Raw genomic sequence first — 23,776 nt, 5'->3', positions numbered from 1 at the left:
CCATACGCAGGAGACAACAGATGAAGCGACGTCAACTCATCGGCACCGGCCTGGCCGGCGCCGGCCTGCTGGCCAGCGCCAGCGCCAATGCCCAATCCGGCCCCACCTACAACTGGAAGATGGCCACCGGCTGGGCGGGCGGTCCCCTGATGGACATCGGCGCCAAGGCCTTCGCCGAGCGCATGAACCAGCTCTCGGGCGGGCGCTTCAAGATCCAGACCTTCCCGGGCGGCGGTCTGGGCAATGCGCTGAAGGTGCCCGAGACGGTGAAGAACGGCCTGGCCGAATGCGGCCACACCTGGATCGGCTACGACTGGGGCAAGGACGTCACCACCGCGCTGTTCGGCGGCTATGCCGGCAGCTTCGACGCCGAGCGCATGCTGCACTGGCTCTACGAGGGCGGCGGCGTGGAGCTGCAGCGTGAGTTCCGCGAAGGCGCCGACGGCGTCATCTCCTTCCCGCTGTTCATGCGCACCGCCGAGGTCTTCGTGCACTCGCGCAAGCCGGTGAAGACGCTGGAAGACCTCAAGGGCCTGAAGCTGCGCACCGCCGGCGCCTGGTTGGAAATGTCCAAGGAGCTGGGCGCGGCGCCGGTGACCACGGCCGGCGGCGACATCTTCCCCATGCTGGAGCGCGGCGCGATCGACGCGGTGGAGTGGGGCACGCCGTGGGAGAACGTCTCCTCGGGCTTCTACAAGGTGGCGCGCTACCTGAGCTACCCGGGCGTTCACCAGCCTTGCGCGCCGTTCGAGCTGGTGCTCAACAAAGGCGTGTGGGACAAGATGCCCGAGGCCGACCGCAAGCTGGTCGAGGTGGTGGCCAAACTGGTCACCTTCGAGAGCTGGGCCCGCATCGGCGCGGAAGACGCGAAGGCCTTCGAGTTCTACAAGAAGAACGGCGTCACCCTGATCGAGCTGGACGACGAGGTGCAGTTCGCCACGCGCAAGATCGGCCTGGACTGGGCCGACAGGACCGCCAAGGAAGGCAAATCCAAGTGGTTCGCCAAGGTGCACGAAAGCCAGAAGGCCTTCGACGCCGCCTGGCGCGACGCGGACGACTGGCGCAAGGTGAAAGTCAAGCGCACCTGATGCGAATGGGCGGCGCGCACCGCTCCCGGTGCGCGTCCGCGAACGGCGGCCCCACGCCGCCGCCTCTTTGATTGGGGTTTTCCTTGAATCGACTGATTGACCTCGCCGAGCGCTGGGTCGTGGGCGTTGGCGTGCTCGCGGCCTTGTTGCTGGTGCCCCTGGTGCTGGCCACCACCTGGGAGGTGGTGTCGCGCTACGCGCTGCACGCCCCCACCATCTGGGCCTACGAGATCGGCTACACGCTGACCGGTGCCCACTTCCTGCTGGCCCTGGCCTACACCCTGCGCCAGGGCGAGCACATCCGCATCGACGTGCTCAGCGTGTTCCTGTCGGACCGCGCGCGCCGCCGGATCGACACCGTGGTCTACGCGCTGCTGCTGCCCATCCTGGTCTGGGTGTCGTGGACGCTGTGGAACTACATGGCCGAGGGCTTCGCTCGCGGCGAGACCTCGGGCCAGTCGGCCCTGAACCTGCCGGTGTGGCCCTTCCGCGCGGTGTTCACGCTGGCGTTCGCCACACTGGCGCTGCAGGTGCTGTGCGAACTGCTCAAGTCCTTCGTCCGCCGCGAACCGGAGGCGCAAGGCTCATGATGGAATACCTGCCCTTCTTCATGCTGCCCGTCACCTTCGGGCTGATGTTCCTCGGCGTGCAGGTCGCCTTCGCGATGCTGCTCACCGCCACGATGTTCGGCCTGATCACCTTCGGCCCGGCGGTGGCGCACCAGTTCGTCGAGAAGATCGACGACCTCGCCTCCAACTTCGTCTTCGCCGCCATTCCGCTGTTCGTCTTCATGGGCGCTGTGCTGGAGAAGTCGGGCATCGCCGACCGGCTGTTCGAGGCCATCCACATCTGGACGCGCCGCCTGCCGGGCGGCCTGGCCATCGCCACGGTGCTGATGTGCATCGTGTTCGCCGCCTCCAGCGGGGTGATCGGCGCGACCGAGTCGGTGGTGGGGCTGCTGACCATCCCCATCATGCTGCGCTACGGCTACGACAAGCGCCTGATCAGCGGGGTCATCTGCGCCGGCGGCTCGCTGGGCACCATCATCCCGCCCTCGGTGGTGGTGGTGGTCATGGGCCCGCTGGCCGACGTCTCCGTGGGCGACCTCATGTACGGCATGGTGTTTCCCGGCCTGCTGATGGCCGGCCTGTACCTGGTCTACATCCTGGTGCTGTGCGTCGTGAAGCCCGAGCACGGCCCGCGCATCCCGCGCGAGCCGGGCGAGCCGGGCTTCGCCGAGAAGCTGGGCATCACGCTGCGCAACCTGGTGCCGCCGCTGCTGATGATCGTGGCGGTGCTGGGCTCCATCCTGGGCGGCCTGGCCTCGCCAACCGAGGCCGCGGCCATCGGCTGCGTGTGCGCGGTGCTGCTGACCATGCTCTACCGCCGCTTCACCTGGGCCGGCCTGTACGACTCGCTGCTGAAAACCGTGCGCGTCACCGCCATGATCATGGCGGTGCTGCTGGGCGGCACGCTGTTCACCGGCGTGTTCGTCGGCGGCGGTGGCATCAGCCTGGCCAGCACGGTGATCGAGCAGTTCCAGCTCGGCCCCTGGGGCCTGGTCTTCCTGCTGCTGCTGATCCTGTTCATCGCCGGCTTCTTCCTGGACTGGATCTCGATCGTGCTGATCTTCCTGCCGATCTTCACGCCGCTGGTGACCGCCGCGGGCTTCGACCCGGTGTGGTTCTGCATCCTGTTCCTGATCATGATCCAGACCAGCTACCTCACGCCGCCGCTGGCGCCCGCGATCTTCTACCTGCGCGCCGTGGCGCCGCCCGAGATCACCATGCGCCACATGTACGCGGGCATGGTGCCTTTCATCCTGCTGCAGGTCGTGGTGCTGGCGGTGACGATGGTCTGGCCCCAGATGGTGACCTGGCTGCCCGGCTGGGCCATGCAACTGCGCTGAAGGAGAAACGACCATGGACCAACGACCTGTCGAGCGTGTGCGCACCGACGTGCTGGTCATCGGCGGCGGCGCCACCGGCGTGGCCGCGGCCTGCACGGCGGCGCGCGCCGGCCTGTCGGTGCTGCTGGTGGAGCGCTACGGCTTCTGCGGCGGCGGGGCGGTGGCGGGCCTGTCCGGCACCATCTGCGGCCTGTACGAGGCCAGCGACACGCCGGTGACGCCGCGCCAGCTGGTGCACGGTTTCGTCGACGACTTCATCGCGCAGATGGCGTCGCGCGGCGGGCTCACCGAGCCCATGCTCTACGGCAAGACCTTCACGCGCGTGCATGAGCCGCTGGCCTGGCGCGAAAGCGCCGACGCCCTGCTGGCCCAGGCCGGCGTGCGCGTGCTGTACCACGCGCTGGCCACCGGCGTGCACCGCGACGGCGACCTGGTGGGCGGCGCGAACATCTGGACCAAGTCGGGCCTGCTCGACGTGCGCGCGCCCATCACCATCGACGCCAGCGGCGACGCCGATCTGCTGGCCATGGCGGGTTTTCGCACCTGGTGCGGGGCCGACGGCGTGGTGCAGAACCCGACCATGATCTTTCGCCTGCAGGGCGTGGACACGGCGCGCTTCATCGCCGAATACGGGCACGACACCATCATGCCGGTGGCGGTGAGCGAGCGCATCCTGGCCGCGCAGAAGGGTGGCCTGGACCTGCCGCGCGCCAAGATCTGGCTTTTCACCACCACGCGACCCGGTGAGCTGCTGTGCAACTGCACCCGCGTGCGCGGCGCCGACGGCCGCGAGCTCAACGCCGCCATCGCGCGCGACTTGAGCGAGGCCGAACCCCAGGGCCGCGCGCAGGTGCGCGCCTACGAGCGCTTCTTCCGTGAGAACCTGGCCGGCTGCGAGAACGCCTGGGTCAACGACACCGGCGTGCAGGTGGGCGTGCGCCAGACGCGCCAGGGCGCGGGCACCGCGGTGCTGCGCAACAGCGACGTGGTGGCCGGCAGCAAGTTCGCCGACGGCGTGGCGCGCTCGCCCTGGCCGATCGAACTGCACGCCGGCAGCAAGCCGCGCGTGGAATGGCTGCTGGGCGACTTCTACGAAGTGCCCTACGGCTGCTTCGTGCCCGAGGTGGGCGAGGGCCTGCTGTTCGGCGGGCGCTGCCTGTCGGCCGAGCACGAGGCCGTGGCCTCGGCGCGCGTCACGGCGCAGTGTTTCTCCTACGGGCAGGCGCTCGGCGTGGCGGCCACGCTGGCCGTGCGCGGACGGCGCCAGCCCCGGGCCATCGACGGGCGCGAGGTGCGCGCCGAACTCAACCGCCATGGCGCGCGGCTGGACGACTGAACCCTTTCCAGGACACCAATGACCTATCGCAGCAACTTCGAACGCGGCTCCACCCGCTGGGCCGTGCGCATGGCGCAATGGACGGCCATGGGCATTCCCGAGAGCGACTTCGACAAACCGAAGATCGCCGTGGTCAACACCTCCAGCGGCCTGTCGGTGTGCTTCTCGCACCTGGACCGCATCTCGAAGATCGTGCAGGACGCCATCCGCGCCGCCGGCGGGCTGCCGTTCGAGATCCGCACCGCCGCGCCCTCGGACTTCATCACCAGCGCGGGGCGCCAGGGCCGCTACCTCATGCCCACGCGCGACCTCATCGTCAACGACATCGAGGTGCAGGTCGAGGGCGCGGAACTCGACGGCATGCTGCTGCTGTCCAGCTGCGACAAGACCACGCCGGCCCACCTGATGGCCGCCGGCCGCCTGGACGTGCCCAGCCTGGTGCTGGCCTGCGGCTACCAGCTGGGCCGCCAGTGCGGCGAGCACCACGTCGACATCGAAGAGGTCTACAAGGCCGTGGGCACGGTGAAGGCGGGCCAGCTCTCGCTCGACGGCCTGCACGACATGTGCCGCGCCGCCATCGACGGCCCGGGCGTGTGCGCCGGCCTGGCCACGGCCAACTCCATGCACTGCCTGGCCGAGGCCCTGGGCCTGGCGCTGCCGGGCAATGCGCCGATCCGCGCCGACGGCCCGCGCCTGCACGCCCTGGCCGCCGAGGCCGGCGCGCGCATCGTCGAGCTGGTGCGCGAAGGCCTGCGGCCGCGCCAGATCCTCACGCCCGCCGCGCTGCGCAACGCCGTGCGCACCGCGGTGGCCATGGGCTGCTCGGTGAACGTGATGCGCCACCTCATCGCCATCGCCACCGAGGCCGAATGCCCCGTCGACGTCATCGCCGAGTTCGAGGCCTGCGCCGACACCGTGCCCATGCTCACGCAGATCCGCCCCAACGGCCCCGACCGCATCGAGGACCTGGACGCGGCTGGCGGCGTGCGCGCGGTGATGCAGCGCATGGGCCCGCTGGTGGACGGCGGCGCCCTGAGCGTGTCCGGGCGCACGGTGGGCGAGGTGCTGGCCGAGCCGCTGACCATCGACGAGCAGGTCATCCGCACGCTGGACGAACCCTTCGCGCGCGAGCCTGGCCTGATGGTGATCCGCGGCTCGCTCGCGCCCGACGGCGCGCTGGTCAAGCTGGCCGCCGTGCCCGCCGGCATCCGCCGCTTCGTGGGCACCGCCAAGGTCTTCGAGGACGAGTCCCTGGCCATCGACGGCCTGCGCACCGGCGCCGTGCAGCCGGGGCAGGTGATCGTGCTGCGCATGCTGGGGCCGCGCGGCGGCCCGGGCACGGTGTTCGCGGCCAGCTTCATGGCGGCCCTGGTGGGCGCCGGGCGCGGCGCCGACGTGGCCGTAGTCACCGACGGCGAGCTCTCCGGCCTCAACAGCGGCATCACCATCGGCCAGGTCATGCCCGAGGCCGCCGAGGGCGGCCCGCTGGCCGCCGTGCGCGACGGCGACACGGTCGAGATCGACCTGAACGCGCGCCGCATCGAGCTGTCCGTGCCGGCCGAGGAGATCGCCGCGCGCCTGCGCGACTTCAAGCCGCCGGTGCCGCAGGGCCGCTTCGGCTGGCTGCACCTGTACGGGCAGCTGGTACAACCGCTGTCCAAGGGCGCGGTGCTGGGCGAGCGCGCGCCGCTGAAGTGACACGAAAGGGGACACGATGACCTCCATGGCCGAACGCGCCGAGCGCTTCGTCGAGCTGCACCGCCAGGGCTGCTTCATCGTGCCCAACCCCTGGGACCGCGGCTCGGCCGTGCTGCTGGCGGGGCAGGGCTTCCAGGCCCTGGCCAGCAGCAGCGCCGGCCACGCCTTTGCCCTGGGCCTGCCCGATGGTGGCCTGGGCCGCGATCGCACCATCGCCCATTTGCGCGACCTGGCCCAGGCCACGGCGCTGCCCCTCACGGCCGACCTGGAGAACGGCTTCGGCGACCAGCCGCAGGACTGCGCGGACACCATCCGCCTGGCCGCCGAGGCCGGCGTGGTGGGCGGCTCCATCGAAGACGCCACCGGCCGCGCCGACGACCCGATCTACCCCTTCGACGCCGCCGTGGCGCGCGTGCGCGCGGCGGTGCGGGCGGCGCGGGCGCTGCCCCATCCCTTCGTGCTCACCGCGCGGGCCGAGAACCTGCTGTGGGGCCGGCCCGACCTGGACGACACCATCCGCCGCCTGCAGGCCTTCGCCGAGGCCGGTGCCGACGTGCTCTACGCCCCCGGCCTGAAGACCGCCGAGCAGGTGGAGCGCGTGGTGCGCGCGGTGGCGCCGCGCCCGGTGAACGTGGTGATGGGCCTGGCCGGCGGCGCGCTCACCCGCGCCGAGCTGGAGCGCCTGGGCGTGCGCCGCATCAGCGTGGGCTCCTCGCTGGCGCGCGCGGCCTATGCGGCGCTGCTCAAGGCCAGCGAAGAAATGAACGGGCCGGGCAGCTTCGGCTACGCGGCGGGCCTGCCCGGGCTGGGCGCCTTCAACCAGATGTTCCGCTAGGGCGGCGCGCCCGGGCCGGGCGCGGCGGGCCGTGTCTCAGGCCCGCAGAAGCCGGGCGGCCTGCGTGTGCGTCCAGGCCTCGAACAGGGTCCAGGCGCCGGCGCCGATGAACAGCACCCCCACCAGCACCAGCAGCAGCGGCAGCCCCACCAGCACCAGCAGCGCGCCGAACACATAGGCCATGGTGGTGGGCATGCCGTAGATGGCGCGCGTCTGGTCGTTGCGCATGGCCAGGGCGCGGAAGCTGCCGTTCTTCATGCGCCCGGCCAGGGTCACGCGCTCGCCGTCCTGCACGTCGGGCATGTTCATGAGCTTGATTTCTGCGGGTTGCCCGTCCACGCGAAAAGCGATCACCTGCTTGGTGTGCACGTTGCCGCCGTTCTTGCCGATGTGGCCCGAGGTTTCCGAGGAGTGGCGGATGCCGCTGACGGTGCCGGACAGGGTGATGAGGGACATGGTCGCGAAGCCTGGGTGGATGGACTGGACGCGACGATAGGCAGGCGCGCGCCGCGCGGCACCTCCCAAATGGGAGGTGCGCAGCGCGCGGCGCCGGGATCAGCCCGGACCGAAGGGGCGCGGCAGGTCGCGGCGAATGCACTCGACCAGCGCGGCCTGGCGGTGCGTGCCCGTCTTGCCGAACACCGCCTTGAGGCGCGTGCGCGCCGTGCCGTAGGTGATGCACAGGGCCTCGGCCGCCTCGCGCAGGCTCAGGCCTTCGCACAGCGCATGGGCCAGGCGGGCCTCGGCCGGCGTGAGGTGGTACAGGCCCTGCAGCACCTCGGTGGGCGGGCCACCGCGCGGGGCGCCCGCCGGTCCCAGCGACACCAGCACGCAGCGCCGCGGGCTGTGCCAGGACGAGAGCGGCAGCGTCCAGCCCGAGGCGCGCAAGGCCAGCGGCAGGCGGCTGCCGCCGCGCGCCAGGGTCAGCGTGTCGGGCACCGAGGCCGCGCGCAGCGAGCCCGCCGCGTGCGCCCTGAGCCAGGCGGTGAAGCGCGGGCGTTGGCCGGGCTGCAAGGGCTCCACGCCGCCATGGCGCAGCTGCAGGCCGTCGCGGCGCGCCAGCCAGTCCAGTGCGGCCCGGTTGCCGTGCAGCAGCCGGCCGTCGTCGTCCAGCAGGAGCAGGGCGTCGCCCAGGCCGTCGAGCATCGCGGCCAGGCCGTCCCGCGTGGCGCGCAGGGCGTCGAGGTGCTGGCGCACGCGCAGCGCCCGCACGAAATGCACGCTGAGCTGCTCGAACAGGCGAACCTCGGCGGCGTTGAAGCGCGGCAGGTCGGGCGCGCGCAGCAGCGTCACGTTGGCGATGGCGCGGCGGTCGCTGGTGAGCGTGTTGCCAATGCTGTGGTGAAAGCCCTGCGGCACCATCCACTCGTGGTAGTAGCTGGAGCGAAAGAGCGCGCCGCGCTGGCGGGTGAAGGCGTCCAGGCGCTCGTTGGTGCGCACCATGCCCTGGCGGTGCAGGGCGGTGGAGTGCACGTTCCAGGGGTTGTCGGGCGCGAAGTAGAAGCGGTTGAAGTGGCTCACCCAGTAGGGCGATACGCCGGCCAGGTGGGCCTCGCCGATCTCGCGCGTGGCGAAGTCGAGCACGTAGAAGGTCTCGGCCTCGGTGCGAAACGCGGTCTTGAGCCGGCCCAGCACCGAGGGCCAGTGCGTGGCGTCCAGCGCGGCGTCGTAGATGGCCTCGGTCAGGGCGTGGGTGGCGGGCGCGTCCATGAGCGCAGGCTTGTAGCACCCGCGGCCCTGGCGCACAAGGTGTCGGCGCGGCGACATTCGCCCCGCGCCCCATCGGGTAAGCCCCGCTGGTCACCCCCTGTCCGCGCTGCCTACGATGCCGCCATGAGCATCTACGACCAGCACCTGGACCGCACCCCGGCCAACTTCGTGGCCCTCTCGCCCGTGAGCTTCGTCGAGCGAACGGCCGAGGTCTTTGGCGACATGCCCGCCGTGGTGCACGGCGCGCGGCGCCTCAACTGGGCCCAGGTGCGCGAGCGCGCCGCCCGGCTGGCCGCGGCGCTGCGCGCCCTGGGCATCGGCAAGGGCGACACCGTCAGCACCCTGCTGCCCAACACGCCCGAGATGGTGGAGGCGCACTACGCCATTCCCGCGCTGGGCGCCGTCATCAACACCCTCAACACGCGCCTGGACGCCGCCCTGCTGGCCTGGCAGATGAACCACTGCGAGGCCAAGGTGCTGATCACCGACCGCGAGTTCGCGCCGGTGGTGGCCCAGGCCCTGGCCGCCCTGGGCCGGGGCATCGTGGTCATCGACGTCTGCGACAGCGAGTACAGCGGCCCTGGCGAGCGCCTGGGCGCGCACGAGTACGAGGCCCTGCTGGCCGCGCACGCGCCGCTGCCGCGCCTGGACGGCCCCGCCGACGAGTGGGACGCCATCGCCGTGAGCTACACCAGCGGCACCACCGGCGACCCCAAGGGCGTGGTCACGCACCACCGGGGCGCCTACCTCAACGCCGTCAGCAACGTGGTCACCTGGACCATGCCGCAGTTTCCGCGCTACCTGTGGACCCTGCCCATGTTCCATTGCAACGGCTGGTGCTTCCCCTGGACGGTGGCGCTGCAGGCCGGCGTGCACGTGTGCCTGCGCCGCGTGGAGCCGCTCGCCATCCTGGCCGCCATGCGCGAGCACGGCGTGGACCACTACTGCGCCGCGCCCATCGTGCACAACGCCGTGCTCTCCGCCGTGGGCGCCGACCCGGCGCTCAAGCACGGCATCGGCGCCGTGCGCGGCATGGTGGCGGGCGCCGCGCCGCCGGCCGCCATGATCGAAGGCATGGCGCGCCTGGGCTTCCAGATCACCCACGTCTACGGCCTAACCGAGGTCTACGGCCCGGCCTCGGTGGCCGTGGCGCGGCCCGGCTGGGCCAGCGCCGAGCTCGGCGAGCAGGTGCGCCTGAACGGCCGCCAGGGCGTGCGCTACCCGCTGCAGGAAGGCATGACCGTGATGGCGCCCGAGACCATGCAAGAGGTGCCCGCCGACGGCCAGACCATGGGCGAGATCATGTTCCGCGGCAACATCGTCATGAAGGGCTACCTGAAGAACCCCGCGTCCACCGCCAAGGCCTTCGAGGGCGGCTGGTTCCACACCGGCGACCTGGCCGTGCTGGAGCCCGACCGCTACGTGAAGATCAAGGACCGCAGCAAGGACGTGATCATCAGCGGCGGCGAGAACATCAGCTCCATCGAGGTGGAGGACGCGCTCTACCGCCACCCCGCCGTGATGGCCTGCGCCGTGGTGGCCAAGCCCGACCCGAAATGGGGGGAATCGCCGCTGGCCTTCGTGGAGCTGCGCCCCGGCGCGCAGACTACGGAAGCCGAACTCATCGCCCACTGCCGCACGCTGCTGGCCGGCTACAAGGTGCCCAAGGCCGTGCGCTTCGAGGCCATCCCCAAGACCAGCACCGGCAAGATCCAGAAGTTCGAACTGCGCGAGCGCGCCAAGAGTTCGAGCGCCATCGAATGACCGAGCGAGACAGACCATGAACGACCGGCTTGACCCCTCCATCGCCCACGAACCCCTGCGCTACGAGCGCGACCCGCGCGGCGTGGTCACGCTCACGCTGAACCGCCCGCAGTCCTTCAACGCCCTGAGCGAGGGCATGCTGGCCGCGCTGCAGGCCGCCGTGGACCGCGTGGCCGCCGACGAGGGCGCGCGCGTGGTGGTCATCGCCGCCGAGGGCAAGGCCTTCTGCGCCGGGCACGACCTGAAAGAGATGCGCGCCGAGCCCTCGCTGGACTACTACAACCGCCTGTTCGCCCAGTGCGGCCGCTTCATGATGGCCGTGCAGCAACTGCCCGTGCCCGTCATCGCGCAGGTGCAGGGCATCGCCACGGCGGCGGGCTGCCAGCTGGTGGCCATGTGCGACCTGGCCGTGGCCGTGCGCGAGGCGCGCTTCGCCGTCAGCGGCATCAACGTGGGCCTGTTCTGCAGCACGCCCAGCGTGGCGCTGAGCCGCAACCTGGGCCGCAAGGCCGCCTTCGAGATGCTGGTGACGGGCGACTTCATCGGCGCCGACGAAGCCAAAGCCAAGGGCCTCATCAACCGCGTGGTGGACGCGGCCGACCTGCAGGCCGAAGTGGCGAAGCTGGTGGACAGCATCCTGGCCAAGCCGCGGATGGCCATCGCCGCCGGCAAGGGCCTGTTCTACCGCCAGCTGGAAACCGGCATCGCCGCCGCCTACGACGACGCGGCCCGCACCATGGCCTGCAACATGATGGACCCGAGCGCGCTGGAAGGCGTGCAGGCCTTCATCGACAAGCGCAAGCCCCACTGGTGAGCGGCCCATGAAAGCCGCCTTCTACGAAGCCGTGGGCCCGGCCCACGAGGTGCTGCAACTCGCCGACATCCCCGAGCCCCAGCCCGCCCCCGGCGAGGTGCGCGTGCGGGTGGCCTGGTCGGGCGTGAACCCGTCCGACGTGAAGTCCCGCGCCGGCCTGCGCAGCAAGGCGCTGCCGTTCCCGCGCGTCGTGCCGCACAGCGACGGCAGCGGCGTCATCGACGCGGTGGGCGAGGGCGTGAGCCGCGCGCGCCTCGGCGAACGCGTGTGGCTGTGGAACGCCGCCTGGGGCCGCGCGCACGGCACCGCCTGCGAGGCCCTGTGCCTGCCGCAGCAGCAGGCCGTGCGCCTGCCCGACGCCGCCAGCGGCGAGGTCGGCGCCTGCCTGGGCATTCCCGCGCTCACCGCGCTGCACGCGGTGCTGATGGACGGCGGCGTGGCCGGCAAGACCGTGCTGGTGGCCGGTGGCGCGGGCGCCGTGGGCCACGGCGCGGTGCAGCTGGCCAGCCAGCTCGGCGCGGCGCGGGTCATCGCCACCGTGAGTTCGGACGAGAAGGCGCGCATCGCGCGCGAGGCCGGTGCCGACGAGGCGGTGAACTACAAGACCGAGCCCCTGGTGCAGCGGGTGGCCGAGCTCACGCAAGGGCAGGGCGTGGACCGCATCATCGAAACCGACATGGCCGCCAACGCCGCCGCCAACCTCGACATGCTCAAGTCCGGCGGCGAGGTGGTGGCCTACGGCAGCGGCGCCTCGCCCCTGGCCATTCCCTTCTACCCACTGATCGTGAAGAACCTGCAGCTCAAGTTCTTCATGGTCTACCACCTGAGCGAGGCCGACCGCGCGCGCGCCACCGGCACGCTCAACCGCCTGCTGGAACGCGGCGCGCTGCGCTTCCCCATCGCCGAACGCCTGCCGCTGGAGCGCATCGCCGACGCGCACCAGCTGGTGGAAAGCGGCCGCGCCGTGGGCAACGTGGTGCTGCGCGTGGGCGCGGCCTGAGGCACCCGAACGATGAACACAGCACCGAACCCCGCTTACCACTACACCCCCATCGGCCAGGTGCGCGGCGGCCGCGCCGAGGCCACCAAGGACGGCTGGGGCCCGAACCGCTCGCGCATCGAGCTCAGCGACCCGCGCCTGGGCCCCGACAGCCTGCTCGGCCTGGACCAGGTCTCGCACATCGAGGTGGTCTTCCACTTTCACGTGGACGAACAGGAGCCCGTTGAAACCGGCGCCCGCCACCCGCGCAACCGCGCCGACTGGCCGCGCGTGGGCATCTTCGCGCAGCGCGCGCGCATGCGGCCCAACCGCATCGGCCTGTGCATCTGCCGCGTGCTGGGCGTCAGCGGCACCACCATCGAAGTGGAGGGCCTGGACGCCGTGGACGGCACGCCCGTGCTCGACATCAAACCCGTGTGGAGCGCCACGCTGCCGCGCGGCGAGTTGCGCGAACCCGCCTGGGCCCAGGCCCTGATGGCGAACTACTGGTGACACCCCCCAGCCATGCAAGACGACATCCCCACCCTGAGGCGCATCCTCAAGGACTGCCGCACCATCGCCGTGGTCGGCCTCTCGGCCGAATGGCACCGGCCCAGCTACTTCGCGGCCAAGTACATGCAGCAACACGGCTACCGCATCGTGCCGGTGAACCCCAAGTACCCCGAGATACTGGGCGAGCCCAGCTACGCCCGCCTGGAGGACATTCCCTTCCCCGTGGACATGGTCGACGTGTTCCGCAAGGAGCAAGACATTCCGCCCATTGCCCAGAGCGCCGCCGCCATCGGCGCCAAATGCCTGTGGCAGCAGCTGGGCCTCAAGAGCGAAGCCGCCGACCGCATCGCCACCGAGGCCGGCCTGGACAGCGTGTGGGACCGCTGCGTGAAGATCGAACACGCCCGCCTGTTCGGCGGCCTGAACTGGGCCGGCGTGAACACCCAGGTGATTTCGGCCAGGCGCCCGGTGTGACATGGCCGACCGACAGTTCCACCCCGAGACCCTGGCCATCCACGCCGGCCAGATCCCCGACAGCAGCACCGGCTCGCGCGCGCTGCCCATCTACCAGACCACCAGCTTCGTCTTCGACAGCGCCGAGCACGCCGCCAGCCTGTTCAACCTGCAGACCTTCGGCAACGTCTACTCGCGCCTGAGCAACCCCACCGTGTGCGCGCTGGAAGAGCGCGTGGCCGCGCTGGAAGGCGCGCGCGCCGCCGTGGCCTGCGCCAGCGGCATGGCCGCCGAGACCCTGGCCCTGACCACCCTGCTGCAAAGCGGCGACCACGTGGTGGCCGCCGGCGCCCTGTACGGCGGCAGCGTGACCATGCTGGCCGTGAGCCTGCGCAAGTTCGGCATCGAAACCAGCTTTGTGGACGCCACCGACCCGGACGCCTTTGCCGCCGCCATGCGGCCCAACACCCGCGCCGTGTACGCCGAGACCCTGGGCAACCCCAGCATGGTGGTGCTGGACATCGCCGCCATCGCCGACGTGGCCCACGCGCACGGCGTGCCCCTGATCGTGGACAACACCGTGCCCAGCCCCTTTCTGTGCAACCCGGTGAAGCTGGGCGCGGACATCGTCATCCACAGCGCGACCAAGTACCTGGCGGGCCACGGCACCACCCTGGGCGGCGTGGTGGTGGAGGGCGGCAAATTCCCCTGGGACAACGGCAAATTCCCCGGCATGACCGAGCCATCGCCCGGCTACCACGGCGTGAAGTTCTACGAAACCTTTGGCGACTTTGGCTTCAGCATGCGCTGCCGCATGGAAGGCCTGCGCGTCTACGGCGCCTCACTGGCGCCCACCAGCGCGTGGCAGATATTGCAGGGCGTGGAAACCCTGCCGCTGCGCATGGAACGCCACTGCGCGAACGCGCTGGCCCTGGCCAAGTTTTTGAAAGACGACCCGCGCGTGAGCTGGGTGAACTACCCCGGCCTGGAAGACCACCCGCAGCACGCGCTGATGAAGCGCCAGATGCGCGGCGCTTCAGGCCTGCTGGCCTTTGGCGTGAAGGGCGGAATGGAGGCGGGCGTGCGCTTCATCGAAAGCGCGCAGTTCATGAGCCACCTGGTGAACATTGGGGATACGCGCACGCTGATTTCGCACCCGGCGAGCACGACGCATCGTCAATTGGATGAGGCTCAGCAGATTGCTGCGGGGGTGCTGCCGGACATGATTCGGATATCGGTCGGGCTGGAGCACATTGAGGACATTCTTTGGGATGTGGGGCAGGGGTTGGGGAGGGCGGTGGGGTGAGACTGTCGAATCAGCAATGATATTTGGCCTCGCCTCAATGGGTTGAAAGAAGGCAAGCCATGCATCGATTTTCTGCATCGCAGGGAGTCTCTCGTTGCGCTGCTTCGTTTCAGTTAGCTATGGTCCGAATTGGCCTCTATAGATGCTCGATCGGTCTTAATGGTAGTCAAAAAATCCTTCAAATTAGTGGATGCTTGGCCTGCGCTGCATGCCCCAAGATTCGTTTTGAAAATCGTGAAGCGTGTCGAGATCGTCACAGAGAAAGGCGCAATTTTCAACATTGAATTTTGAAATTCCGGCAAGGGTCGATGTGAACTTCGCTTGGCGGATTTTGACCAGTTCAAACACATCATCGAGAGTGCCTGCTCGATATTCTCCGCATGACATTCTCATGACATCAAAGATGATTTGATCGAAATAGTCATGTGCATTTTCCACTAAAGTGTGGATATAGCTCGGCCGTTTTCCAGAGTGCACTAACATGTTGCGCGTTCTGTAAATTCGACGAATTTGCCACTCTACTTTCATAAGGTGTGTGTCGAGTGCCGCTCTCAAGGAAGCTGGGGAGCCTAGTAATTCGCTCAGTTGATAGGCGCGATAGCGAAGTAAGTGAAAGTCCTTTAATTCTGTATATAGCTCTGATCGCAGCTCGCTATTGGTGTCGACGGCCAGGAGTGCCATTGCCCTATAGATGGTATTTGCACCTTCTATGCCAGGGACTTTGTTCAGCAGGCGTTTTGCGTACCATGGCTTCCATGAGATTAGATCATGTGTGAAACGCTGAACAATGCGCTGTATATAGGCTTGCATCAGAAATGGCGTCATTTGATTCAGTATATTTACAATCTTTGCTCCGTGGGCAGTGGACGGGATGAGCGTTTCCAGTGCTGTCCAAAGCGTTACCAATTGATTGTCTACAATGTCGCTGGAAACGCAGATTCCGTGTAAATCTGCAACCCGATCGAATCGGGTTTTGCTGGCGCCTTTGATCGCTAAATTTCTGATTAGTCGATTTAATTCCTTCGACGCTTTGTCGGTTTTAAAGTCATAGGGTTTGTCCATTGCTCCTTTGGTTAGAGTTGCAACAACAGGCTTGGGTAGGCAGCATTGTTTGATGAGGGTCGTATTTTTCCATGTAATTTTGCGCTGGTGATGAAAGAGGGTGTACAGGTCGCTCAATCTGTCGAGAACACGCGCCGCTTTTTCTTGAGCGGAATAGACATCCAGCGCGGACACCGATTCCACTTTTACGTAGCATTCGTCGATGCTGCGAGTAAACTCTGGCGTTTCAGCTTGCAGTGCAGCCATTTCTGCAGGAAGTTCCTCGACAATGCTCACACCAAACGCTTCAGAAGATTCTTCCACCGTTTTTATTAGGTCGCTAACCACAAAATATACGTCGCATTCATGAGAAAATGGATAAAGCGTGCTCAAAAACTCGTCTATTTGATCCGCTTTGGTGATGGGGGCGCCCCCCGGTGCAAAGAAAAAAGCACTTGTTTTGCCTTGAAGACTCTTTTTGCTGACGCCCATATTGATTAGCGTTGTAACCATGGTTCGCGCAATAGTGTCAATCTTTTTCTTTTTGATGGCTTTGACGTTTGTCGAGAGTTGATCAAAGCACGCGTGCAGATAGCGATGCGCTCCTAGTGTGTCGCTAAGTGCGCTTAGTCGGCGCTTTCGTTCCGAAAGTTTAGCTTCATCGTCTGGCCTAACGTATCTCTCGATAGGGAGATCGAGGAGTGCTTTGGCAACAGGGTCATGCTGGACGCTCCATATCAATTCCTCGAGTACTGGCTTCAAGTTGGCAGCATCAATCAGATCGTCTTCAATGTTTTTTATTATTGTTAGTGCCTCTTGGCATAAGTATGGCGCATTGAGAGACATTGGCTTATGGGTGTCGAGAGTGAAATCCCATACCAATTCGTCCAGCCGTTGTGCGAAGAACAGCAGTCCATCGAGGTCCGGCGTAATTGTCCATCTTGAGAGGTTTTTGAATTTCATACTGTCTTATCCTGATATCACGGCTTGTTGTTCTTGGCGATTAAATTGAGGTACGCCCTGGCTCTTACAGGCACGACCGCCTCAACTGGTAGGCCATGTGAAAGTCCAGCGCATTAGCCCCGACGCCGCCATCTTGACGACCTCGGCGTTTCCGCCCTTGGCCTGCAGCAAATCAACGAGGTCGAACCTCGCCTTGCTCTGCAGAGCCCCAAGAACACCCAGACCTTGAAAAAGCCAGGTGCCAGCCGCGAAGCCAATTCGGGCTGGACGTTCTGATCGTCCGTGAGGTCGTGGTTATGGGACGTGGTCACGCAAGCTCCTCCCTGAAACTAAATCTGAAATGGCGTCGATCGCGCCTCGCGCGGCAGACTAGCCCCAGCCTCCCCCTTAGGGCTTGAGGGATTTCCATGAGGATTGGGAAAGAAGTGGTCGCACTTGTGTGCCATCCCACGCCGGGCCGGCGTGCGTGACGCACCCGGGCAACAGGCGGCGAGGCGCCTCGGCCCCGCGTTAGCCGGACCGGGATAGCTCGTCCAGCGCCCGCAGCGCGTCGTCCAGCCTGTCCCTGGGCACGAACAGGTGGTCGTGGTGAAAGGCCGAGACCACGTTGCAGGCGATGCCTTGCGACGCAAGCGCCGCGCTGATGCGGGCCAGGAAGCCCACGGCGTCCAGGGCCGAGTGGATGGTCAGCGTCACCATCCTCGATTCGAACTGGAACGCCAGGCCCAGCGCCTGCGCCTGCCGCAGCGGGACGATGGCCGTCAGGCCTTCGGGTTCATGGAAGCTGCCGACCGGGCTGAGCGCTTCGGGGAGCCGGCCGTTGGAGAAGCAGCAGAAAACGAACACCTCGGGGTGGACCGAGGGGGCCATCTGCTTCAGCAGGGTGGGGAGGTGGTGTTCGGCGGGCATGTGACCCGCATCCAGCAGGCGCAAGGTCTGCTCGTCCGGCTGGCCTTGGTAGAACACCGCCAGTGCCTGGGCGAAGCAGGGCTCCTGTGGCGCCACCGCCGCAAACAGCGTCAGACACGACCGGAGCTTCATCGCGTCCACCTCGCCCAGCATCGCCACCGCGCTGCGATCGGGGTGGCCGAGCAGGGCGTTGACGCAGTCCACCAGGCGGGGGCCCAGCACAGGGTGGGCCAGGTAGTCGGCGGCTTCCTGGCGGTCGCGGATGCCGTACTCGCGCGCCCTCTGGCTTCGGCCCAGCTCGCGCAGCTGCGGCAGCACGTACCAGATCCAGTGCGTGCGCTTCTGGCCCGCCTTCAGTTCGGTCAGGGCCTGCGGGTAGTCGCGGGCCTGGGCGTGCAGGAAGCGGTCGAGGGGCGAGGGCGGGGCGGTCATGGCGGCGCGGGGGGTGGCGGGCTTGTCTCCCTCAAGCGTGCACGAAATTACCGCCCTCGCGGTATTTCCGGTCGGCCTGGGCGCTGATGCAATCGCTCGCGCTGTTTTTCCTGGGCCGCCCCGTCGCCGCCCACCAACGGCCCTTGAAGCCATCGCCCGGTGACAGGCCCTCAGCCCCGCGCTGACGCCTCGCCCCACGCGCCCCCTTTCCACCTTGTCTTCCTTCCCAGCGGCTGCCCGGCGAGGCCAGCCACCGGGAGGCTTCGTCCCGTCCTGCCTCGCCGCCCGAGAACCAAGAAAGTCTTTTCATGAAGTTGTCCCATGCCCTGTTGACCACCGCCTTCAGCTTGTCGCTCGCCGCCTGTGGCGGTGGGGGCGGCGATGCCCCGGCGCCCGCCTCCGCCGACCAAGCCAAGGTGTCGCTGGCGGAGTTCGAAGGCGTCTGGAAACGCGACGCCGCCCACGACGTTTGCGTGCCCGACTTCGTCTACAACCAGGACTACGCCGCCCGCGTGCGCGACGTCACGCTGACGAAGACAGGCAGCAACGAGCTGGAAATCGCCTACGCGGTGCAGGTCTACAGCGACGACGCCTGCACGGTCAAACAAGGCCTGGTGAGGGAACGCTTCACCGTGAGCCTGGTGCCGGTGACCCGGGCCGGCCGGGACAACGTGGTCAAAGGCATTCCCCGCTTTGTCGGGGCCGTGGCCAGCGCCGATGGCGGGGCGGGCATCACCCTCACCGCGCTGCCCGACGGTCGCATGACCGGTTTGACCAACGTGAAAACCATCGGCGACGTGCAAGGCGGCCGGCTCCAGTTCTCCGTGGCCGAGCCGGGCCAACCGGTGGACGCCGACGGCTACCCGAACGACTTCAACGCCAACGACTACTTCGTTCGCTGAGCGCTTGACATCCCGCGCGCTCCGTCCCCCCGGGCGCGCGGGCGCGTCCCTCAATCCGTGCTCTGGCCGATGCGCCACAACACCCCGCAGGGATCGAACAATACGAAGTCCCGCATGCCCCAAGGCTGTTCCTCCACGGCGCCGATGCGCACGCCGTAGCGCTCGGCCACGCCGCGTTCCACCAGGCGCTGGCGCCAGGCGTCCACGTCTTTCACCAGCAGGTGCAGCATCAGGTTCTCGGCGAAGGCCTGTTCGTAGAAGTTCTGCAGCAGGAAGCGCGCGCTGCCGTGGTGCAGGTAGGCCATCTGTTCGTTGTGCCAGTTCAGGCGGAAACCCACGTCCTGGTAGAAGCGTTGGGAGAGTTCGAAGTCCTTGGCGGGCACGAAGGGCTTCATTTCGATGACGTCGAAGTCGGGCATGGATGGGCTCGGCGGGTCAGGGGGCATGGGCCTCGCGGCGAAAATCGCCGCGATGCAATCTTCCTCCTATTACCGAATGGCCCTGATCCTGGGCCTGCTGTCGGCCATCGGCCCCTTCGCCATCGACATGTACCTGCCCGCGCTGCCGGCCATCGGCAGCGCCCTGGGCGCCGAGGTGGGCGCCGTGCAGTTCAGCCTGACGGCTTTCTTTCTGTCGCTGGGCGTGGGGCAGCTCTTGTACGGGCCGGTGTCCGACATGGTGGGGCGCAAGCCGCCGCTGTATTTCGGCCTGGGCCTGTTCGTGGTGGCCAGCGTGGGCTGCGCGCTGGCGTCCGACATCCAGACCCTGGTGGCTTTCCGCTTCCTGCAGGGCCTGGGCGCGGCGGCCGGCATGGCCATTCCGCGCGCCGTGGTGCGCGACCTGCACACCGGCACCGAGGCCGCGCGCCTGATGTCGCTGCTGATGCTGGTGTTCAGCGTGTCGCCCATCCTGGCGCCGCTGGCCGGCAGCGGGGTGATCGCGCTGGCCGGCTGGCGCGGCGTGTTCTGGGCGGTGGCGCTGGCGGCCGTGGCCGGGCTGGCGCTGGTGGGGGCCACGCTGCGCGAGACGCGCCCGCCCGAGCAGCGGGTGGAAAGCAGCGTCGGCGGCGCGCTGCGCGCCTACCGTCTGCTGCTGGGCGACTGGCACTACCTCGGGCTGGTGGGCATCGGCAGTTGCGCGCTGGCGGGCTTCTTCGTGTTCCTGGCGGGCTCGCCTTTCGTGCTGATCAACCACTACGGGCTCACGCCCACGCAGTACAGCCTGGCGTTTTCGTTCAATGCGGTGGCTTTCATCGGGGCCTCGCAGTTCACGGCCACGCTGGGGCGGCGCTTCGGCCTGGCGCCCATGGTGAAGGTGGCGGCCACGGCCTCGGGTTCCACCATCGCGTTGCTGCTGGCCTATTACCTGTTCGGCGGTGACGCTCTGTGGGTGCTGATCGCGCTGAACTTCATCGCCAGCGCGTTCATGGGCCTGGTGATTCCCACGGTGTCGGTGCTGGCGCTGGAAGAGCACGGCCCCATCGCGGGCACGGCCTCGGCGCTGATGGGCACGCTGCAGATGCTGGTGGGCGCTCTGGCCATGGCGGTGGTGGGCCTGTTCGCCAACGGCCAGCCGCTGCCCATGGTGGTGGGCATGGCGCTGGGTTCGTTCAGCAGCGTGGCCCTGACCTGGCTGACCCTGGCGCGATCGACAGGGGGCTCGCGCTCCCATGCCCTCAGAACGTGATGTTCGCGGACAGCCAGAAGGTGCGGCCCGGCAGCGTGGTGCCGCTCACCGAGGCGCCGCCCTGGAAGTACCCGTTCACCCAGGTCGGCGTGCCGTTGAGGTTGACCAGGCGGTACTGACGGAAGTCCTTGTCGAACAGGTTGTAGATGTTGGCGTTGAGCGTCACGTTCTTCGACAGCTTGTAGGCGCCGCCCAGGTGGAAGAGGGCGTGGGCCTTGATGTCGCCCACGGCCTGGTAGATGGCCAGGTTGTTGCCGGTGAGGCGGGCCGGGTCGCCGCTGAAGCGCGGGCTCTTGCCGCGGTACTCGCCGCGCAGCCACAGGCTCCACTTGTCGCTCGGGTCCCAGCTCAGCTGGGCGTTGGCCACGTGCCGGGCGGTGTTGGCCAGCTGGCCGTTTTTCACGCCGTCCTCGACCACCTCGCTGCCGGTCCAGGTGTAGCCCAGCTTCAGGCCCCAGCCCTTGGCGATCTGGACGCGGCTGCTCAGCTCCAGGCCGTAGGTGGTGGCCTCGTCCACGTTGATGGCGTAGGTGGCGTTGGGGTTGGCCGAGCAGCTCGACACCCAGTTGACCGTGCAGTCGCCGCCGCCGCTGATCTTGTCCTTGACCTTGTTGTGGAACAGGGTGACGGCGCTGCTCAGGCCGGCCTGGCTGTCGAACAGCGCCGAGATTTCCGTGCTGGTGCTGGTTTCGGGCTTGAGGTTCGGGTTGCCGATGTTGATGGTGGCGCCCTGGCCGCTGACGCCGCTCACGCCGTCGATGAGCTGGTTCAGGCGCGGCGCGCGGAAGCCCTTGCTGACGCCGCCCTTGAGGGTCCAGTGCCGGGTGGCGTCCCACACCAGGTAGGCGCGCGGGCTCACCTGGCCACCGAAGGCGCTGTGGTTGTCGTAGCGGGCGCCGAGCGTGGCGGTCAGTGCCTGGCTGAGTTTCCATTCGTCCTCGGCGAACACGGCCCACATGGTCTGGTCGTGCTTCTCGGGCAGCAGGCCGTCGGTGAGCTGGGCGTCCCACCACTGGCCGCCCACGGTCAGCACGTGCGCGTCGCCCACCGGGGCCACGAGCTTGCTGTCGAGCACCAGGTTGGTGGTCTTGAGTTCGCGCGGCGTGCCGCGGCGCGGGTCGCCGGCGGGCACGGCCCCGCCGGGGATGGTGCGGCCGATGGTCTCGGTCTCGGTGTGCATCAGGCTGGACTCGAGCAGGCCCACGCCCAGGCGTGCGGTGTGGCCCACGGCCACCTGGTCGCGGTTGAAGCGCAGGGCGTCCTGGTAGCCGGGCGGGTTGTTGCCGAGCAGGTTGGTGGTGGCGTCGCGCGTGCCCAGGCGGCCGTCGCTGTTGTCGTACCAGGTGCGGCCCTGTTCCACGTCGAGCCAGAGCTCGTGCTGGCGGTTGGGCGTGAGCGTCAGGCGCGCGCCCACGTTGTGCTGGCGGCTCTCGGCGGGCGCGGGGTTGCGCGCCGAGGCGGGCTGGGCGGCGCCGGGGGCGAGCACGAAGTCCGAGGCCTCGCGGCGGTAGAGGTTGCCGCGCACGGCCAGGCCCAGCAGGTCCTGCACCAGGGGGCCGCTGGTGTACAGGTTGTAGCGCTGCTGCACGCCCCAGTCGCTGTCCTGCGGGATGCCGGTCTCCAGCGTGAGCTGGCCGCCCCATTGCTTGGCCACTTTGCGCGTGATGATGTTGATCACGCCGCCCATGGCGTCGGAGCCGTAGAGCGTGGACATGGGGCCGCGGATGATCTCGATGCGCTCGATGGCGGCCACCGGCGGGATCAGGCTGGTGTGCGCGGCGCCGAAGCCGTTGGGCGTGACGTCGCCCGCCACGTTCTGGCGGCGGCCGTCGATGAGGATCAGGGTGTACTCGCTGGGCATGCCGCGGATGCTGATGTCCAGGCCGCCGGTCTTGCCCGTGCCGCCGAGCACGTCGATGCCTTCAACGCCGGCCAGGGCTTCCGCCAGGTCGCGGTATTGGCGCGTTTCCAGTTCCTGGCGCGTGACGACCGAAATCGAGGCGGGTGCCTGCTTGAGTTCCTGCTCGAAGCCCGAGGCGGAGACCACGACCTCGCTGAGCGAGACCTCGGCGGTCTGGGCGTGGGCGTGGCCCAGGCCCAGCAACAGCAGGCCGCAGGCGAGGGCGGTGGCCTGCAGGGGGAACCGGCCAGCCGGCGGGGTGCGCCGCTGCGCGGGCGGCGGGGTCAGGTGTCGAGACATCAGCTTCCTCTGTGGGATGTGTTGGGTTGGCGGACTGGCTGGCTACTGCTGCAACCCGACCCACACGCGGCGCACCGGGCGCGGCTGACGGGAGAACGGTGAACTTGGCTGGCTGGTTACGGATTATTGCAAATAAAAATGATTCTTCTTAACTTGTTCTTAAGTTTTGATCGGGAAACGGGTGATTTCCTGTCACCAGTGCCTTCGGGCGATGAGCGTCGCAGGGTCTGGTTTTGTATTGCCATTGGCAAGTAAAAACTTGACAATGGCAAGTATGTCGACGCCCCAAGCCCTCAGCCCCGTGCCCCCCGCCGCCGTCAAGGCGGTGCGCCGCTTCAACCGCTTCTACACCCGCCGCGCGGGCGTGCTCTCGCCCTACCTGGGGGGCGATCTGTCGCTGACCGAGGTGCGCGTGCTCTACGAACTGGCGCACCAGCCGGGCCTGGTGGCCACCGAGCTGGCGCGAGAGCTGGGCATGGACGGTGGCTACCTCAGCCGCATCCTCAAGCGCTTCGAGCAGTCGGGCTGGCTCAGCCGCGCGCCCAGCCCGAAGGACGCGCGCCAGAGCCTGCTCACGCTCACCGACGCCGGGCACGAGGCCTTCGCGCCGATGCAGCAGAAGTCGCGCGAGGAGGCCGCGGCGCTGCTGGCCCCGCTGGCGCCGGCCGAGCAGCAGGCGGTGGTGGACGCGATGGCGCGCATCGAGCGGCTGCTGAGCCCCACGGCCGCGGCGCGCACGCGCGCGGCCGTGCTGCGCGACCCGCGACCCGGCGACATGGGCTGGGTGGTGCAGCAGCACGGCGAGGTCTACGCGCGTGAGTACGGTTGGAACATGGCCTTCGAGGCCCTGGTGGCCGACATCGTGGCCAAGTACGTGCGCGAGTTTCAGCCCGACTGGGAGCGCTGCTGGATCGCCGAACTCGACGGCGAGCGCGTGGGCTCGGCCTTCGTGGTGCGCAAGTCGGCCAGCACGGCGCAGCTGCGCATGCTGCTGCTGACGCCGGCCGCGCGCGGCCTGGGCCTGGGCGCGCGCCTGACCGACGAATGCCTGGCCTTCGCGCGGCACAAGGGTTACCGCAAGATGGTGCTGTGGACCAACAGCTGCCTCACGGCGGCGCGCGAGATCTACGCCAAGCGCGGGTTCAAGCGGGTGAAGTCGGCGCCGTACGAGGGCTTCGGGCAGTCGCTGGTGGGCGAGACCTGGGAGCTGAAGCTCTGAGGCGGTCCGGGGGTGTCAG

General features: G+C 68.2%; 21 protein-coding genes. 15 read left to right on the top strand and 6 right to left on the bottom strand.

The annotated features are described in order from the left end of the window. Nucleotides 1-20 precede the first annotated feature (20 nt). The 6 genes from dctP (at nt 21) to BHU06_RS08345 (ending at nt 6,866) form a co-directional block, all read left to right on the top strand. On the top strand, nt 21-1,088 hold the full coding sequence (dctP, locus tag BHU06_RS08370) for a TRAP transporter substrate-binding protein DctP (protein ID WP_070398680.1): 1,068 nt from the start codon (nt 21-23) through the stop codon (nt 1,086-1,088). 83 nt (nt 1,089-1,171) lie between these two features. Continuing rightward, nucleotides 1,172-1,678, top strand: a complete 507-nt coding sequence (locus BHU06_RS08365; RefSeq protein ID WP_083293113.1) for a TRAP transporter small permease subunit — start codon at nt 1,172-1,174, stop codon at nt 1,676-1,678. Further along, entirely contained in the window at nt 1,675-2,997 is a 1,323-nt protein-coding gene (locus BHU06_RS08360) for a TRAP transporter large permease subunit (RefSeq protein WP_070398679.1), read from the top strand. Before BHU06_RS08365 ends, BHU06_RS08360 begins: the two co-directional genes overlap by 4 nt. A gap of 13 nt (nt 2,998-3,010) precedes the next feature. Beyond that, nucleotides 3,011-4,333: an FAD-dependent oxidoreductase gene (locus tag BHU06_RS08355; RefSeq protein ID WP_070398678.1), complete on the top strand. Its 1,323-nt coding sequence runs from the start codon at nt 3,011-3,013 to the stop codon at nt 4,331-4,333. Between the two features lie 18 nt (nt 4,334-4,351). Further along, nucleotides 4,352-6,031: a dihydroxy-acid dehydratase gene (locus BHU06_RS08350; protein ID WP_070398677.1), complete on the top strand. Its 1,680-nt coding sequence runs from the start codon at nt 4,352-4,354 to the stop codon at nt 6,029-6,031. A 16-nt stretch (nt 6,032-6,047) separates the two neighbouring features. Then, nucleotides 6,048-6,866 carry an isocitrate lyase/phosphoenolpyruvate mutase family protein gene (locus BHU06_RS08345; protein ID WP_070398676.1) on the top strand — a complete coding sequence of 273 codons (819 nt, stop codon included), beginning with the start codon at nt 6,048-6,050 and terminating at the stop codon, nt 6,864-6,866. A gap of 36 nt (nt 6,867-6,902) precedes the next feature. On the opposite strand, the gene BHU06_RS08340 is transcribed toward BHU06_RS08345, so the two are convergent. Both BHU06_RS08340 and BHU06_RS08335 read right to left on the bottom strand, forming a co-directional pair. Further along, a complete protein-coding gene (locus BHU06_RS08340; RefSeq protein WP_070398675.1) occupies nt 6,903-7,322 on the bottom strand; it encodes a hypothetical protein in 420 nt (139 codons plus the stop codon). 99 nt (nt 7,323-7,421) lie between these two features. Beyond that, nucleotides 7,422-8,576, bottom strand: a complete 1,155-nt coding sequence (locus BHU06_RS08335) for a hypothetical protein (protein WP_070398674.1) — start codon at nt 8,574-8,576, stop codon at nt 7,422-7,424. A gap of 123 nt (nt 8,577-8,699) precedes the next feature. On the opposite strand from BHU06_RS08335, the gene BHU06_RS08330 reads away from it, so the two are divergent. Genes BHU06_RS08330 through BHU06_RS08305 form a run of 6 tightly spaced genes read left to right on the top strand, consistent with a single transcriptional unit; the run spans nt 8,700 to nt 14,405 of the window. Continuing rightward, nucleotides 8,700-10,340, top strand: a complete 1,641-nt coding sequence (locus BHU06_RS08330; protein ID WP_070398673.1) for an acyl-CoA synthetase — start codon at nt 8,700-8,702, stop codon at nt 10,338-10,340. 16 nt (nt 10,341-10,356) lie between these two features. After that, a complete protein-coding gene (locus BHU06_RS08325; protein ID WP_070398672.1) occupies nt 10,357-11,154 on the top strand; it encodes an enoyl-CoA hydratase in 798 nt (265 codons plus the stop codon). A gap of 7 nt (nt 11,155-11,161) precedes the next feature. Then, the gene (locus tag BHU06_RS08320; protein ID WP_070398671.1) at nt 11,162-12,154 is read left to right on the top strand and encodes an NADPH:quinone reductase; all 993 of its coding nucleotides are present in this window, start codon (nt 11,162-11,164) and stop codon (nt 12,152-12,154) included. 12 nt (nt 12,155-12,166) lie between these two features. Further along, nucleotides 12,167-12,646 carry an SAM-dependent methyltransferase gene (locus BHU06_RS08315; RefSeq protein WP_070398670.1) on the top strand — a complete coding sequence of 160 codons (480 nt, stop codon included), beginning with the start codon at nt 12,167-12,169 and terminating at the stop codon, nt 12,644-12,646. 12 nt (nt 12,647-12,658) lie between these two features. Further along, nucleotides 12,659-13,120, top strand: a complete 462-nt coding sequence (locus tag BHU06_RS08310) for a CoA-binding protein (protein WP_070398669.1) — start codon at nt 12,659-12,661, stop codon at nt 13,118-13,120. A 1-nt stretch (nt 13,121) separates the two neighbouring features. Then, a complete protein-coding gene (locus BHU06_RS08305) occupies nt 13,122-14,405 on the top strand; it encodes an O-acetylhomoserine aminocarboxypropyltransferase/cysteine synthase family protein (protein ID WP_070398668.1) in 1,284 nt (427 codons plus the stop codon). A gap of 183 nt (nt 14,406-14,588) precedes the next feature. Here the strand turns inward: BHU06_RS08305 and BHU06_RS22480 are convergent, their stop codons facing one another. Beyond that, entirely contained in the window at nt 14,589-16,409 is a 1,821-nt protein-coding gene (locus BHU06_RS22480) for a hypothetical protein (RefSeq protein WP_139147007.1), read from the bottom strand. Nucleotides 16,410-16,919: 510 nt separating this feature from the next. Further along, nucleotides 16,920-17,750 carry an ACT domain-containing protein gene (locus BHU06_RS22960; protein ID WP_139147006.1) on the bottom strand — a complete coding sequence of 277 codons (831 nt, stop codon included), beginning with the start codon at nt 17,748-17,750 and terminating at the stop codon, nt 16,920-16,922. 308 nt (nt 17,751-18,058) lie between these two features. Here BHU06_RS22960 and BHU06_RS08290 point away from each other — a divergent pair, with 308 nt between their 5' ends. Next, a complete protein-coding gene (locus BHU06_RS08290) occupies nt 18,059-18,652 on the top strand; it encodes a hypothetical protein (RefSeq protein ID WP_070398667.1) in 594 nt (197 codons plus the stop codon). Between the two features lie 50 nt (nt 18,653-18,702). Here the strand turns inward: BHU06_RS08290 and BHU06_RS08285 are convergent, their stop codons facing one another. Beyond that, entirely contained in the window at nt 18,703-19,071 is a 369-nt protein-coding gene (locus BHU06_RS08285; RefSeq protein WP_070398666.1) for a VOC family protein, read from the bottom strand. Between the two features lie 52 nt (nt 19,072-19,123). On the opposite strand from BHU06_RS08285, the gene BHU06_RS08280 reads away from it, so the two are divergent. Then, nucleotides 19,124-20,338, top strand: a complete 1,215-nt coding sequence (locus BHU06_RS08280) for a multidrug effflux MFS transporter (protein WP_070398755.1) — start codon at nt 19,124-19,126, stop codon at nt 20,336-20,338. On the opposite strand, the gene BHU06_RS08275 is transcribed toward BHU06_RS08280, so the two are convergent. Next, nucleotides 20,328-22,538, bottom strand: coding sequence for a TonB-dependent receptor (locus BHU06_RS08275; RefSeq protein ID WP_083293112.1), 2,211 nt, complete (start codon nt 22,536-22,538; stop codon nt 20,328-20,330). The two genes, BHU06_RS08280 and BHU06_RS08275, sit on opposite strands and share 11 nt — an antisense overlap. Before the next feature lie 265 nt (nt 22,539-22,803). Here BHU06_RS08275 and BHU06_RS08270 point away from each other — a divergent pair, with 265 nt between their 5' ends. Next, nucleotides 22,804-23,757, top strand: coding sequence for a bifunctional helix-turn-helix transcriptional regulator/GNAT family N-acetyltransferase (locus BHU06_RS08270; RefSeq protein ID WP_070398665.1), 954 nt, complete (start codon nt 22,804-22,806; stop codon nt 23,755-23,757). Nucleotides 23,758-23,776 lie beyond the last annotated feature (19 nt).

The sequence above is a fragment of the Hydrogenophaga sp. PML113 genome, assembly GCF_001777155.1.
GTDB lineage: Bacteria > Pseudomonadota > Gammaproteobacteria > Burkholderiales > Burkholderiaceae_C > Hydrogenophaga > Hydrogenophaga borbori.
Note: the sequence above shows the minus strand (reverse complement) of the source record. Positions and strands in the feature narration are given on the sequence as shown.